The sequence below is a fragment of the Streptomyces sp. NPDC048496 genome (assembly GCF_043200055.1).
In the GTDB taxonomy this organism is placed as follows: domain Bacteria; phylum Actinomycetota; class Actinomycetes; order Streptomycetales; family Streptomycetaceae; genus Streptomyces.
The window spans coordinates 1-13,929 of sequence record NZ_JBICXB010000011.1 but is presented as its reverse complement, the minus strand read 5'-3'; the positions used below and the strand labels follow the sequence as shown (position 1 = coordinate 13,929).

General features: G+C 68.2%; 12 protein-coding genes and 4 pseudogenes. 8 read left to right on the top strand and 8 right to left on the bottom strand.

The window, feature by feature from the left end:
- Positions 1 to 158: 158 nt before the first annotated feature.
- On the top strand, positions 159 to 896 hold the full coding sequence (locus ACGFSA_RS13870) for a DUF4232 domain-containing protein (RefSeq protein ID WP_393303786.1): 738 nt from the start codon (positions 159 to 161) through the stop codon (positions 894 to 896).
- Between the two features lie 183 nt (positions 897 to 1,079).
- Here ACGFSA_RS13870 and ACGFSA_RS13865 read toward each other — a convergent pair whose 3' ends face one another.
- Positions 1,080 to 1,877 (bottom strand): class II aldolase/adducin family protein, encoded by a 798-nt coding sequence (locus tag ACGFSA_RS13865; RefSeq protein ID WP_393303784.1) that lies wholly within the window; start codon positions 1,875 to 1,877, stop codon positions 1,080 to 1,082.
- Positions 1,874 to 2,854: a C-terminal binding protein gene (locus ACGFSA_RS13860; RefSeq protein WP_393303782.1), complete on the bottom strand. Its 981-nt coding sequence runs from the start codon at positions 2,852 to 2,854 to the stop codon at positions 1,874 to 1,876. The genes ACGFSA_RS13865 and ACGFSA_RS13860 overlap by 4 nt, the downstream gene beginning before the upstream one ends.
- Positions 2,855 to 3,073: 219 nt before the next feature.
- Here ACGFSA_RS13860 and ACGFSA_RS13855 point away from each other — a divergent pair, with 219 nt between their 5' ends.
- The 3 genes from ACGFSA_RS13855 to ACGFSA_RS13845 all read left to right on the top strand — a co-directional run bounded on the left by ACGFSA_RS13855 (position 3,074) and on the right by ACGFSA_RS13845 (position 7,316).
- Positions 3,074 to 3,973 carry an Lrp/AsnC family transcriptional regulator gene (locus tag ACGFSA_RS13855; protein ID WP_393303780.1) on the top strand — a complete coding sequence of 300 codons (900 nt, stop codon included), beginning with the start codon at positions 3,074 to 3,076 and terminating at the stop codon, positions 3,971 to 3,973.
- A 198-nt stretch (positions 3,974 to 4,171) separates the two neighbouring features.
- A complete protein-coding gene (locus ACGFSA_RS13850) occupies positions 4,172 to 5,827 on the top strand; it encodes an amidohydrolase (protein ID WP_393303778.1) in 1,656 nt (551 codons plus the stop codon).
- A 76-nt stretch (positions 5,828 to 5,903) separates the two neighbouring features.
- Positions 5,904 to 7,316: an MFS transporter gene (locus ACGFSA_RS13845; protein WP_393303776.1), complete on the top strand. Its 1,413-nt coding sequence runs from the start codon at positions 5,904 to 5,906 to the stop codon at positions 7,314 to 7,316.
- Between the two features lie 170 nt (positions 7,317 to 7,486).
- On the opposite strand, the pseudogene ACGFSA_RS13840 reads toward ACGFSA_RS13845, so the two are convergent.
- The 3 genes and pseudogenes from ACGFSA_RS13840 to ACGFSA_RS13830 all read right to left on the bottom strand — a co-directional run.
- Positions 7,487 to 7,789: pseudogene (locus ACGFSA_RS13840) on the bottom strand (DUF1062 domain-containing protein); the annotation flags it as partial.
- A pseudogene (locus tag ACGFSA_RS13835) lies at positions 7,788 to 8,080 on the bottom strand (transposase family protein); the annotation flags it as partial. The pseudogenes ACGFSA_RS13835 and ACGFSA_RS13840, both read right to left, overlap by 2 nt.
- 108 nt (positions 8,081 to 8,188) lie before the next feature.
- The gene (locus tag ACGFSA_RS13830) at positions 8,189 to 8,722 is read right to left on the bottom strand and encodes a GNAT family N-acetyltransferase (protein WP_393303774.1); all 534 of its coding nucleotides are present in this window, start codon (positions 8,720 to 8,722) and stop codon (positions 8,189 to 8,191) included.
- A 126-nt stretch (positions 8,723 to 8,848) separates the two neighbouring features.
- Between ACGFSA_RS13830 and ACGFSA_RS13825 the strand changes: the two genes are divergently transcribed.
- Together ACGFSA_RS13825 and ACGFSA_RS13820 are read left to right on the top strand one after the other, a co-directional pair.
- Positions 8,849 to 9,355 (top strand): GNAT family N-acetyltransferase, encoded by a 507-nt coding sequence (locus ACGFSA_RS13825; RefSeq protein WP_393303772.1) that lies wholly within the window; start codon positions 8,849 to 8,851, stop codon positions 9,353 to 9,355.
- A gap of 572 nt (positions 9,356 to 9,927) precedes the next feature.
- The gene (locus ACGFSA_RS13820; protein WP_393303770.1) at positions 9,928 to 10,203 is read left to right on the top strand and encodes a hypothetical protein; all 276 of its coding nucleotides are present in this window, start codon (positions 9,928 to 9,930) and stop codon (positions 10,201 to 10,203) included.
- A 449-nt stretch (positions 10,204 to 10,652) separates the two neighbouring features.
- Here the strand turns inward: ACGFSA_RS13820 and ACGFSA_RS13815 are convergent.
- Positions 10,653 to 11,165, bottom strand: a pseudogene (locus ACGFSA_RS13815) (transposase family protein); the annotation flags it as partial.
- Between the two features lie 32 nt (positions 11,166 to 11,197).
- Between ACGFSA_RS13815 and ACGFSA_RS13810 the strand changes: the two are divergent.
- The gene (locus ACGFSA_RS13810) at positions 11,198 to 11,755 is read left to right on the top strand and encodes a 1,4-alpha-glucan branching protein (protein ID WP_393303768.1); all 558 of its coding nucleotides are present in this window, start codon (positions 11,198 to 11,200) and stop codon (positions 11,753 to 11,755) included.
- Positions 11,756 to 11,846: 91 nt separating this feature from the next.
- Positions 11,847 to 12,143, top strand: a pseudogene (locus ACGFSA_RS13805) (DUF4253 domain-containing protein); the annotation flags it as partial.
- Here ACGFSA_RS13805 and ACGFSA_RS13800 read toward each other — a convergent pair.
- Positions 12,076 to 12,672, bottom strand: coding sequence for a hypothetical protein (locus ACGFSA_RS13800; RefSeq protein ID WP_393303766.1), 597 nt, complete (start codon positions 12,670 to 12,672; stop codon positions 12,076 to 12,078). The pseudogene ACGFSA_RS13805 and the gene ACGFSA_RS13800 sit on opposite strands and share 68 nt — an antisense overlap.
- Positions 12,672 to 13,124: a hypothetical protein gene (locus ACGFSA_RS13795; protein ID WP_393303765.1), complete on the bottom strand. Its 453-nt coding sequence runs from the start codon at positions 13,122 to 13,124 to the stop codon at positions 12,672 to 12,674. Before ACGFSA_RS13795 ends, ACGFSA_RS13800 begins: the two co-directional genes overlap by 1 nt.
- Between the last annotated feature and the right edge of the window lie 805 nt (positions 13,125 to 13,929).

Sequence of the window (13,929 nt, the reverse complement as noted above, 5' to 3'; positions counted from 1 at the left end):
AGACCACCGGGACGACGCAGTGCGAACCCATGTCCGCATCGAGCTGATCGATGCCGCGGCAATCGGCGTAGTGATCGTGTCGACCACGATCGTCATGGTCCTGATCTGCCATCACTGACTGAACGACCTCACCAGCACATACGGGGAGTACCACCACCATGCGCAACAACCGCGTCCGCACCACCGCCCTCGCCGCGACCGCCCTCCTGGCCGCCCTTTCGCTCACCGCCTGCGGTGACAACGGCAGCGGTGACAACGGCAAGGCGGGAGCGGCGGCTCCGGCAGGGAGCACCGCCGACCAGCAGTCCCCGGCGGCCACCGCGCCGGACTCGGGCAAGGACGCCAAGGACACCGACAGCACGTCCAACGCCCCTGCAGAGAAAACGGCGGCCCACTCCAAGGGCTCCACCTCCGGCGCGGGCGGCCAGAAGAGCAACACCGGCGCCACCGGCAACAAGGGCACCGGCAACAGCTCCCCCGTCACCTGCACCGGCGAGAACACCAAGGTCACCGTCAGCAAGGTGAGCCGCCCCATCAACCACCTGCTGCTCACCGCGACCAACACGGGCAACCGCCCCTGCTACGCGTACCACGCGCCGGCGCTCCGCTTCGACGACGCCCAGGCCGCCTTCCCGGTCCTTCGCGACAGCATCCCGCAGGCCGTGGTCACCCTTGAGCCGGGTCAGTCCGCCTACGCCTCCATCGGGCTGTTCGGTGAGTCCGACGGCAAGGACCTGAACAAGAGCACGCACCTGACGGTGTACTTCACCTCGAAGAGCGACTCGGGCTCCACGGGCTCCCCGGCAGAACTGACGCTCCCGGCCGACACGTACTGGGGCAGCAACGGCTTCGTCACCTACTGGCAGAGCGACATGGCCGACGCCCTCACCTACTGACCCCCCTCGCGCAGCAAGCGCCAACCCGACTTCCCCCAAGGGCAGTAGATCGTAGAATCCCGGATCGAGGCCTGAAGGGGGAGGCGTGCGTACGAACAGAGGTGTCGGACCGACGTCAACGGCGATCCGGGCAGCAGCGGCCACCGCGGCCCCGGCTGCCACGTCGCTGGCGCTGCCCCCGGATCAGTCCCGGTAGTCCGGCGCCACCCGGTCCAACAGGCGCAGCATCGCCGCCCAGGCCAGGTCGTACGCCCCGTCGTCCTGGAAGTCCGCGTCCGCCTCGCCCGCGAGCTGACGAGCGGTGTACTCGCAGGTCTCGGGGGAGGGGACGATCAGCGGTCCGCCGCCCGCCTGGGCGGTGACCTGGATCTCGCACGCCTTCTCCAGGTAGTACATGCGCAGGAATGCCTGGGCGGCGCTCTCTCCCACCGTCAGCAGACCGTGGTTGCGCAGGACCAGCGCCGGGTGGCTGCCGATGTCGTCGACCAGGCGCCTCTGCTCGTCGAGGTTGAGGGCGACGCCCTCGTAGTCGTGGTAGCCGACGCGGTTGTAGAACTCCATCGACATCTGGTTGAGCGGCAGCAGCCCGTCGCGCTGCGCGGCCACGGCGCAGCCGGCCTTGGTGTGGGTGTGCAGCACGCAGTGGGCATCCTCGCGAGCAGCGTGGATCGCGCTGTGGATGACGAAGCCCGCGGGGTTTACCGGATACGGGGTGGGCTCGACCGGGTTGCCCGCCAGATCGATCTTGACCAGGTTGGAGGCGGTGATCTCCTCGAAGAGGAGACCGTAGGGGTTGATGAGGAAGTGGTGATCGGGCCCCGGAAGCCGCAGCGAGATGTGCGTGAAGATCAGGTCGGTCATCCGGAAGTGCGCCACGAGCCGGTATACGGCGGCGAGTTCGCGCCGCAGCCGCGTCTCCTCGTCGACGGATGCGTCGGCGGATGCGTCGGCGGATGCGTCGGCGGTCTGCACGTCGGTCATGAGGGGGCTCCTTCGAGGGTCGGGTCGACCACGGGGGTGAGGGGTCGCCCGGTGCGGTGCCAGGCAATGACGTTCTCGGCGGGTGCGCACACGTACGCCCGCTGCGACGCGTCGGACAGATAGGCACTGTGCGGGGACAGCTGGATGCGCGGGTGGCTGCGCAGCGGGTCGTCGAGCGGCGGGGGTTCGACCGGGAACACGTCCAGCGCCGCCGCCCCGAGCCGTCCGCTGTCCAGGGCGGCCAGCAGGGCCGCTGTGTCGACGAGTTCGCCGCGGGCGACGTTCACAAGAAAGGCCCCGGGCCGCATCCGGGCGAGCAGCGCCGCGTCGACCATGCCGCGAGTCTGCGGGGTCAGCGGTGTGTGCAGGGAGAGCACGTCGGAGGCGGCGACCAGTTCGTCCAGGCCGAGCCGTTCGACGCCGTCGGGCCACCCGGCTGCGTCGGCGTGCGGGTCGTACGCGGCCACGCGCCCGAAGACGGGGGCCGCGATCCGGGCCAGGACCCGCGCGATGCGTCCGAATCCCAGCAGTCCGAGCGTCAGCTCCCCCGCCCGGCGCGGCAGCGCGGCGAATTCGGTGTTCCAGCCGCCGCCGCGCACGGTGGCGTCGGCCTGGGGCAGCGCGCGCACCAGGCTGAGCGCGCTGGCGAGCGCGTGCACGGCGACGTCCTCGGTCGCGGCGTGCGGAAGGTTGCTCACCCACAGCCCGCGTCGCCGTGCCTGCGCCGTGTCGATCATGTCGTACCCGGCGGACATGGTGGCCAGCATCCCGACACCGGGGAGGCGGTCGAGCAGCGCGGCGTCCACGCTTGCGTAGCCGACGATCAGCGCGACGGCGTCACGCGCGGCGGCGGCGATCGCGTCCGGGTCGCGGCTGCCGACGACGCGCGTGTCGAATCCCGCGTCGGTCAGCAGTCGTGCGCCCGGACCGACATCGAGTTCCTCGGGGTCCGTGAACACCACCAGGGGCCGGCTCATCCCATCCTCCTCAAGTTCCTCAGAGCGTCACGCAAAGATGATTCGTTCGCCACGCTCGCGCAGAACCTACGTTTCATCCGGCAGAATTGTCCAGCGATGGCGATGCGATCGTCAGCGGTGCGCGCCGTCCGGGTCCGGCCCCCGTACCCCGGTGGTCGAGAATGGACCCCGCCCCGGGCGCACCCGCCCCGGGCTGTCGAGCCGAGGGGAACCGCTCAGGTGGATCTGGACCACACCGATCTGGCCGTCGTCCGCGAACTGCAGACGGACGGCCGCCTGACGTACGAGACGCTGGCGCAGCGCGTCGGCCTCTCCCGGCCCGCCACCCGCGCCCGGGTGCAGCGGCTGCTCGCGGGTGGTGGTGTGCGGGTGGTGGCCGTCGTGCATCCCGCCGTACGGGAGCTGACCGCGTCGGCCCACCTGTCGATCGGCGTGAGCGGCCCGGCCGAGCCGGTGGCCCGCGCGATCGCCGCCATGCCGCAGGCACCGTTCGTCACGCTCACCGCGGGCAGCCGCGCCATCATGGCGGAGCTGCGCACCAAGGGACTGGCCGAGCTGGACCGGGCCGTGGAGTCCATCCGCTCCCTGAAGGGTGTGGACGTGGTGGATCCACTGATCTCCCTGGAACATCTCAAGGATCCGTATCTGCTGGCAGGCCGGCCCGAGGTGCCGGAACTGGACGAGACGGACCGGCTGATCCTGGACGAGCTGGAGCGCGACGGGCGGCTGCCCTTCGCGGAACTCGCCGAGCGCGTGGGCCTCTCACCCGGCGCCGCCCGCGCCCGCACGCTGCGCATCCTCGACGGCGGCGTCGCCAAAGTGCTCGCACTGGTGCGCCCGGAGCTGCTGGGGCTGGGCTTCCTGTGCGGGTTCGCCGTACGGCTGGACGGCGAACGGGACCCGGTCGCCCGACACCTGGCGGCCTGGGACCGGGTCTCGTTCCTCTCCGCCTGCGTGGGGCGCGCGGAGCTCGTCGGAACGATCAGCGCGGAGTCGCTCGCGGCGGTGCGCGACACGCTGGAGGACATGCGGGCCTGTACGGGCGTACGGGCGGTGGAGAGCTGGATCCATCTGGAATTGATCAAGGAGCGCTACGACCTCACCACCCACCCGTCCTGACGAGAAGCCCCTCCCCCTACGGCCGCGCCGGACGATACGGAAGCCACATCCGCCATTGCATTACGAAAAATTTGTGCATGAAGGGTCTAGGCAAGGCATCGTTCGCTGCATATCGTCCATGCGAACGAATCAGCCGTTGCGGACTCCCCGCACGTACGGCTCCTCATGGACGTCCCCCGGTCGAAAGCAGGCCCCCTCATGCACCACCCCCTCGACGACGCCGACCGCACGCTCCTGGTGACCGGCGCGGCCGTCGCCGCGCCCGGCACCTCCGTACGCGCCGAGGCGCTGGCCGTCCGCGGCGGCCGGGTCGTCCACGTCGGCACCGCCGAAGACGCCCGCACCGCGCTCGGCGGCCGCGCCGACGACGTCCTCGACCTCGACGGTGGTCTCGTCCACCCCGGATTCGTCGACGCCCACTGCCACCCGGTGATGTACGGGCAGGCACTCGCCTGGGTCGACTGCCGCCCCGAACGCGTACCCGACATCGAGACGCTCGTCGCCGTTCTCACCGACGCCGCCCGCGAACTGCCCGCCGGGGTCCCGGTGCGCGGCTTCGGCTACGAGCACCGCCGGCTCGCCGAACGCCGCCACCCCACCTGCCACGACCTGGACCGCGTCGCCACCGACCGCGAGGTCTACGTGATGAACGCCTCCGGCCACGGCGGCGTCGTCAACTCCCACACCCTGCGCACCTGCGGTGTCACCGCAGGCACCCCCGACCCCGACGGCGGCAGCATCGGCCGCTTCACCTCCGGCGAGCCCGACGGCCAGCTCTGGGACGCCGCCTGCGACCTGCTCACCGGCCCCGGCGGCGTGAAGATCGGCAACCACGGCCCGAACTTCCACCTCTCCGAGCCCGACGCCATCATGGCCGACCACCTCCAGCGCGCCCAGGATGTCTTCCTCGCCGCCGGAGTCACCACCGTCGGCGACGCCCAGGCGTCCCGCCGCGAGATGGAGACGTACCTGCGCGCCCGCGCCGACGGCTCCCTGCGCATGCGCGTCTCCGCCTACCTCACCTCCGCCCTTCTCGACACCGCACTCGACCTGGGCGTGGTGAACGGCTTCGGCGACGACCTGTTCCGCGTCCAGGGCGTCAAGTTCTACGCCGACGGGACGCTCGGCGGCTGGACCGCGTACTTCCCCGAGGGGTACGCCGCCGACTGCTGCCACCACGGGCAGCTGTACCACTCGGCGGAGGAGTACGCCGAGATCGTCGCCCGCGCCCACCGCGCCGGACTCCAGACCGCGACGCACGCCCAGTCCCCGTACGCCATCGGTATGGTCCTCGACGCCATCGAGAAGGCACAGGCCGACCGGGAGCGCCCCGACATGCGCCACCGGATCGAGCACTCGGGCCTGCCCACCGACGAACAGATCGCCCGCATGGGCCGGCTGGGCGTCATCCCGGTGATGCAGCCCCAGCACCACCTGCGCACCGGCGACGGCACCCTGACCGCCGTCGGCGACCTCGGCCACCGCTACAACCCGGCGGGCACCTGCCTCACCGCGGGCGTCCCCGTCGTCTTCAGCTCGGACGCCCCCGTCGCGCCGCCCGCCCCGCTGGAGGCCGTCTCCGCCGCCGCGACCCGGCGCACCGTCCTCGGCACCGTTCTCGGCGACGCCTCGCTGCGGATGCCCGTCGCCGACGGGCTGCACGCGCACACCGCCGCGGCCGCCCGCGCCCTGCACCGCGAACACGCCGTCGGCGCCCTGGCCCCCGGCATGCTCGCCGACTTCGTCGTCCTGGCCGACGACCCGCTCACCACCGACCCGGCGGAACTCGCCTCCATCGGCGTACGCGAAACCTGGATCGGCGGCACCCGCGCCTGGTCCGCCCCCGGCCGCTGACCTACCGCTCCCCCACCGCTCCCCCGCTCCCCCGCTCACTCTCCCTTCCGCCGCCCCTCCCGCCCCCGGAGGCACCGTGTCCCCGTCCCCATCCCCATCCGAGTCTCCAACCCCATCCGAGTCTCCAACCCCATCCGCGTCCGCGCGGTCCGCCACCAAGCAGAGCCCGTACAGAGCCGCCGTCGCGGCACTGGCAGGCACCTCCATCGAGTGGTACGACTTCTACGCGTTCGCCACCGCCGCGGCGATCGTCTTCAACGACGTGTTCTTCCCGCCGGACATGTCGCCGTACCTCAGGACCCTGTCCGCCTTCGCGACCTTCGCCATCGGCTTTCTGCTGCGCCCGCTCGGCGGCATCGTCTTCGGGCACATCGGCGACCGCGTCGGACGCAAGAAGACCCTGGTCATCACGTTGGTGATGATGGGCGTCGCGTCCTTCGCCATCGGCCTGCTGCCCACGTACGCCCAGGTCGGCGCACTCGCACCGATCCTGCTGATCGTGCTGCGACTGGTCCAGGGCATCGCGATCGGCGGTGAGTGGGGTGGCGCGGTACTGATCGCCGTGGAGAACGCCCCGCGCGGCAAGGCCGCCTTCTTCGGCTCGTTCGCCCAACTCGGCTCCTCAGTCGGCGCGTTGCTGTCAACCGGCGCCTTCAGCCTGATGAACCTCTTCGGGCACGACGCGTTCATGAGCTGGGGCTGGCGCGTACCGTTCCTGGCCTCCGCCGTGCTGGTGATCGTGGGCCTGATCGTCCGGGTCAAACTGGAAGAGTCCCCGGTCATGGAGGAGGTGCGCAAGGAACAGGACGCGAAGGAGGAAGGGGCGGCCAAGCTGCCCGTCGTGGAGGTCTTCCAGAAGGCCTGGCGAACGGTCCTCATCGGCGTCTTCGCGCTGGCCACCGCGACCGGCGGCTACTACGTCGTCACCAGCTTCCTGCTCTCGTACGGCACCGGGGACCTCCACCTGTCGGAGTCCATGCTGCTGAACGGCCTCACCCTGGCGGCCTTCCTGGAACTCCTCGTCACGCCCTGGCTGTCCTGGCTCGCCGACCGGGTCGGACCGCACAAGGTCGTGATCGCCGGCCTCGCGGGCGTCATCGTCCTCGCCGTACCACAGTTCATGGTGCTGGGCACCGGCAGCGCCTTCCTCATCTGGCTGATGATGCTGGCCATGCGCCTGGTGATGTCCGCGCTGTACGGACCCATCGCGTCGATCCTCGTCGAGGGCTTCGCCACGCACGTCCGCTACACCGGCATCTCCCTCTCCTACCAGATCTGCAACATGATCTTCGGCGGCCTCGCACCACTGGCCGCGGTCTCCCTCGCGGCCGCCGCGGGCGGCCACTACTGGCCACCGGCCGTCATGCTGATGGTGATCTCGGCGATCGGCATCGTCTGCACGACACGCCTGCGCCGGCTCGGCAGGACACAGGTCGAGGGACAGCCCCAGGCACCAGCGGCACGCGAGGCGGTGCCGACCGCTACATAACCGGCTGCGGACACGCGTTCCCCTGCCCGCCCCCGCAGGCAGGGAAACGCGTACGTTCAGGCACTCAAGCGGACAGTCATGCACGAGGCGCGTGGACAACAGCACCACAGAAACCGATGAGGGCCTGTCCGGCGGATCTTGCCGAACAGGCCCCTGGTCCCGAGGAGTGCTCAGCGCTTGAGCGTGAAGGTGAAGTCACCGGAGAGCTTGCCGCTCAGCCGGACTGCCGAAACGAGTTTCCCCTCCGTGATCAGTCTCTCGACCTCGGCCCGCGAAAGACCGCAACCTTCAGCGATCAGTCGCACCGGCCGGACAGGGATCCGCGCCGCAAAGCGGACCGAGACGTCGATCACCTCGCGGTCCAGGTGATCCGATCCACCGGTGTCGAGGCGCCAGGCGTTGTCCCAGTCGAGGGCAATGCGATTACGGCGCCGCACGACCGGATCCTGGAGCAGCTCAGCTGCCAGGCCGGGCTTTCGTCGAAGCGGTGCGGGCGGCATCGGCCAGGGTGGGGGCGAGGTCGGCCAAGAGGTCGACGGCCTCGACGACATAGCGGTAGGCGGTCGTGGTCCCGACGGCGAAGCCGGCAGCGAGCTGGGCGCAGGTGTGTCCCACACGCAGGTGGCGAGTGTTAGGAGGGCCTGGCGGCCCGCGCTCAGGCGCCGCCACCGGGAGCCGATCGCGCGGCGGTGCCGTTGCAGCTGGTGTGTGAGGAAGCGCAGGGTGGAGCTGGACACGTCGACGCCGGACGGGTAGATAAGCATGTGAAGCCTCTGGTGGAGTCGGTTCTCTTGGTCGGGAACCCATCTATCAGGGGCTTCACCCCGTTGCCAGCCCAACTCGACAACCAGCGACTGAAGTTGGATAAGGGCTCAGTCTGTCTTCAGAGGGGCATCTGTCCGGGCCGCTCGTGGCGGACCGTTGTGTGCAGACCTGCACTCCATCAGCAACTGGCTTCCCCGTGGGCCGACCGGGCGAAAGCCTGCCTTGCTCCGCGCCCTGATGGCCCGGCGGTTGGACGCTTCGGGATCGACGGTCACCCGGTCCCATCCCACGACGGTATGGAGGTGCCGGACGAGGGCGCGGGCGGCGTCAGGGCCGCGGCCCTGGCCCTGCGCGTGAGGCAGGAGCACCATGTCGATGCCGCCTTCGTGAGGGCCGGCGGTGACGTACTGGGCGTAACCCACGGAATCGACGCCCTTGAGGACCAGCAACGAGACCACTGCGGGACGCCGCCTTCCGGTGTACTTGGCGGCCACTTCCTCGCGGGTGAGAGGCCGTCCGCCCCAGCTGCGGACGAACTCGGGGTCGGCGAACCACCTGGCCAGCAGCGACAGGTGCTCCTCCGTGGCGGGAATGAGCAAGGTAGCCTCGCCCGCGATGCCGCCCTCTGACGTGTTCTTCATGGAATGCCGACCCCTTTCGTGCGCGTGTCCCGCCCATGGTTCCAGCGTGGGGGCAGTCCGGCGAGGAGACGGTGCGGAGCGAGGGAATCTGTGTTGCACCGATTCGGGACGAGGGAGGATGCTGACATGTCGGAGGTGCTCCAGGTGATCAGTGTTGCGTTGGGACTGACCGTGCGTGACCTGGTGCACGCAGATCTGGCGTCGTGCGGCTGGGCAGGCTCCGCCCGTCATCTCGACGTCGTCGCCGCGCAGTTTGACCGTAGGCGGCACGGCGATGTCGACTATCTGGCTGTCTGCGCCCGCGCCGACATTCCGATCGCCATGGGCGGTGTCGACTACCGGGCCAAGGGCGGCGTGGGCACGCTGTGGCAACTCGCCGTCCACCCTGCACTGCAGTCCTGCGGCGTGGGCACTGTTCTCATCGAGGCTGCGGAACAGCGCGTCAAGAACCGAGGGCTGCGTCAGGCGGAGCTGGGTGTGGAGGAGGACAATCCACGTGCCCGTGCCCTCTACGAGAGGTTGGGCTACCGTGCCTACGACCGTCGGCCAGACGCATGGGACGAACAGGCCCCCGACGGGACACTGCGCCGCCACGAAACGATGTGCACCATGATGCGCAAGGACCTGTCGTAGGACGTCGCTTTCTCGGGGCGAGCCACCGTCCACCACATCGGGGCGCAAAGCCGAGCTCCCGACCGAACCGATTATGCGGAGAGGGAGGCCGAGCGCGTGGATCACCGGGCCGAACGGAGAAGCCTCACAACTGGACGCCCAGAGCGCCAGGTTGGAAAGGGCTCACTGTCGCGGCTCCACGCAGTGAACGGGGCGTTGAAGGTGCCGTCGGCCTTGGCGATGAAGGAAAAGACCTTGTCATTGCCTGCGGAGTAGTCGTACCAGACGGCGATGTCGTCGCGTCCGTCGAAGCGCCGCCAGGAACAAAAGGTCAAGGCGGAAGCGGCACGGGAGGAAGCCGAAAAGAACGAGTCCGATGGATATCGCCCCCAGGACGACTCGTCTAACGACGACGTCCACTTCGATATGAACGACAACGCAGGAGTCCCTGATGGCGTGCGAGATGTTGTTGGCTTCTTCAGCTTGCGGGGGGCGTGGACTACCTTCTCCCAAAAGGCGGCCCGGTCCGGTACATCGAACCTGGGCCATTCAACCGGCCTGCCCAAGAGCCCCCGATTAGCTGATGTGATGAGATGAAGAAGAGCGAAAATAAGCGGACACTACAGGGTGGCGCATTCCTTAAAGGCTCTGCGGCCGGTTTGAGCGAAATGCTTCTTGGGTGGCGATCGCTTTTCCTGGGCTGCGGCGGGACATTGGCCGGATTCATAGGGGCCATCACCAACAAGGGACTCACCACACGATTGACACTCGTAGCGATCGGCTGCGTATCGCTCGCTCTTGCGGCGGTTTCATGGAAATACATGAAGCGTCAGCAAGACGAACGAAATGCCCGACGTGACAATACGTAGACCTTCGACTCCTTAAAACGACCCGCTGCGATACTTGAGTTTGCAGCGAGTGCTGCAACACCTCAGTGCACCTCTTCTGTCCTGTATCGCAGGGGTGAAATGGGGCCGGTCAGGAGTGGTGAGGCGGCGAAGCCCCTCGTCATTGGTGTGGTGATCTCACTCAACACGCCGATGGCAGGGGGCTTCGCTTTTTCCGTACAGGGCTTTGCGAATTCCGGAGTCGCGCGGTCGGGCCGGTTGGGCTTGATAAAGTTCCTGTTGTGCCAGGGATATTGCCGAGTCCAGTCGGTCACCTCCCCGCAGTCCGCCCAGGTTTGCACAGACGAGCAAGACGGAGAAGGCCCATTACGGGCAGCGCGGCCGAGCGGAAGCAGAACCAGAAGCCTGCCGAGGGCGGCCTCGACATGTGCTTGTACTCGTGAGAAGGCAGTGAGTCTTTTTCATCTTGATCAGGTGGCGAGTTCGAGGGCGACGACGGCACGGACGGCGGCGGTGATCCGAGTGGTGCTGCAGCGGAGCTTCCGCAGGAGCCGCCAGCATTTGAGGGTGGCGATGGCGCGTTCGCCGAGGCTGCGGATCTTGGCGTGATCGCGGTTGTGACGGCGGCGCCAGCCGCGCAGGTTCTTGCCCCGGAACGGGACGCGGACAGCATGACCTGCGCCCTGATACGCCTTGTCCGCCCAGCACTTGATGTCGTCGGCGGTCAGAGCGGCGGGAATGCCGTGGGTCCGGGCCGCGGTCAGGTCGTGCACGGCTCCGGGTAGCGCGTCCGAGGCCCAGATCAGACGGCCGGCTGGATCCGCGAGGACCTGCACGTTCATCCCGTGGTGCCTATTCTTCCCCGAGTAGTACGGCTGGTCGGCGGCGATGCGGTCGATCGGCAGCACGGTGCCGTCGAGGATCACGTACGCCTTCCTCCGCACGGTCTGCATCGCCTGCTCCAGCGTGGGCGCCAGAGCAGCCCTGGTACCGCGGCAAGGGACAACCCGAGCTGGTGAAGGCCGGCGGATTCCGACTGGACGACCCGAAGGGCGAGGTGGGGATCGAGTTCATGGCGGTCACCGACACGTCGGGGGACCAGCCGGTCACGTACCAGGTGCCGTTCAGCTATCGCGGCGCACCGATCGTGGGCCCCGACGCAGCGCTCATCGGCACCACCGAGCACGGGGTGCTGGGGCAGCGGTGGGTGTACGACGGAACGCGTGACCCGGTCCTCGTCGCCCAACTGTTCGCGCTGATCGTCGGCGAGGCCGAGCCGCAGATGCAGAGCACGAGCGACACCCCCGACCCTTCCGTCACCGGTTGGTTCGCGGAGTCCGGGACCACGGCGGCGATCGCCTCCACGACCGTGACCGACGACCCGAGCGGTACGGATCTCGTCGTGGAGACAGCACCCGACGGACGCGGGCTGACCATCCACATCAACCGCCTGCTCCACCCCGGCCAGGACACCGAGGAGCAGGGGGCCCTCGGCCACGTCACCACAGACTTGCCGCTGCCCGACGGCACCACGGCACGCACCGCGTTCGCCGTCGTTCACGCACACCCGTAGTCCAAGGCCCGCGCCACCGGCCGCGCCCCACCGCTGTCAGTGGCCGCGTCTGGAGTCGCGGTCATGGCGACGCTCCCGAGCCCGCTCCCTTCACGAGGACGCGGAGCGGCTCTGCGCGGTGCCGCGTTCCTGGGAAGACAGGTTCGGCATACGGGTGATGGCGCTCGGCTTCGCCACTCTCGTCGTCTCGGTAGGGCGCCCGCCCACGACAACGGCCGAGGCCGAAGCACTGACAGCCGAGCACTACGCCTTCTGCGATCACAGCACGCAGCCAGGCCGGCGGGCCGCACGCCTGCGGGCCGCCGACCTGGCGATGGAGCTCATCGACAGAACTCGGCCTGGGCTTTCAATGCGGCTGCGGGCGCTTCGCCCTTGCCGTATTTCGTAGCGCAGACCACTACTCCGGTTTCGGCGTCGATCCACGTGGCGAGTTTCCCGTGGACGGTGATCCCGTCATGACATTTCAGAGACAGGGGCACCGTTACCCTTTCCACCGCCGCATATCCAACGTACGCCTTCTTTTCCTTGACGTCGGACAGGAAACGATCCAGTTCCGAAACGGTATCGCTGCTTCCGGACACGTTGAGGTCCAACTCGCCCTCAATAGCGGCCAGCGCGGCCGGTTCATCGACGCGATCGGATTCCCATTCCACTGTGGCGACGAAAGGTTTATCGACCACGACGTCGCTCTTTTCGCCTCCCCACCGGGGATCCGTCTTCCGAACCGCTGTGAACGTCCAGGTGCGCGGCAGACCCTCCACCGGCGGTGCGGTGACCGCGGCACTGCCGCAGCGCGCCCCGTCGGCCGCGCTCGTGGTGGCCGTCCCGTCGGACGGCTTGGGGCCACCGCCTTTCGTGCAGCCGGTTGCCAACAGGGTCAGCACGGCAACAGCCACCGCGGCCGGAATGGGCTTCATCAGCAGTAGGAGCTCTTGGCGAGAGCGGCCAAACTGCCGGACGGCTGCGTGATATCGCACTGGACCGCCCCCACTTCCTGTACATGGTGCGATCTACCGGTGCCCTGGGCCTGGACGAGAACGCCGGCGTTGCCGCTGGAGCAGTAGCTCTTCGTCCAGTTGCCGGTGACCTGGACGCGTCCCGCGTACGTGACCACGTACTTCTTCGGCTTGACGGTGGCGGTAACGGAGACCGACGAGCTGGAGGTCGAGGATCCGGAGGCGGCGAGCGACAGGCTCGCGCTCGCCGACAACTTACCGATCACCGCGCTGGCCTCAGCCGTGGCGCCAGAAGTGTAGGTGATGCCGGCCGTGAGCGTCAGCTGATGCCCGGTGGTGAAGTTGGACGACATGTCGGACGACGTGCCGTTGTAGTGCCGCGTCGCGTGGGTGACCTTCTTCGGCTTGGCCACGTTGGAGACCGTGTACCACGTACCCGAATAGCCGTCACACGGGATTGACATCACGCCGATATCACCATCGGCGCTCTCGAGAGTCGGCGGCGCAGGCTCGTCTGCGGAAGCCGTCGAGCTCGCCGCGGCCACAGCACCGAGGGCCAGGAGAGCTGCTGCCACAGGCCGGGATATCATACTGAAAGTGCGATTCACGTCACTTCTCCCATTCATGATGTCCGTGAGTTGCAATAAATGCGGAGTCGCGATTGCAGCGCGACTCCGCATTCAAATAGCGAACAGTAAATCAATGCGCATAAACAATCCGACCGACCCATACGCGGAAGGCGACCAAAAATATTCCCCCCGAAGCCGGAATAGAATGCACGCGCACAGCTGAAAGTCACCCGCTTTTTTCATACCTCCAGCGCGGAGCTACGGTAACACCGGCCGATCTCTAAAAAATAGCGATCAGCAGGAATTTGACAGTGGCATATTTCAGGCATCTTTTCTCAAATTGCGCAAATGCGGATCCGGGCGAGCTGGGGATTTGATGATTACTTGAGGTTCTCGCCGCATCGCCATACTGGAGACCCGCGCGGCTGGGAAGTTTTCGTCCCGCGAGCGATCACCAGACGCGAGGTTCACCACCTCCGCGCCGTCGAACAGGTCACCGGCCGGCGGCCCACGGTCGCCCCTGGGGTGGGCGCGGGAAGTCGACCGCGCCCACCGTTGATGCTCCTATTGGCTGTCAAGCGGCGGTTAGCCAGTCGCGGTAGGCGTTGGCGAGGGTGTCGTCGCGGCGGGTGCCGCGTTCGATGCAGGA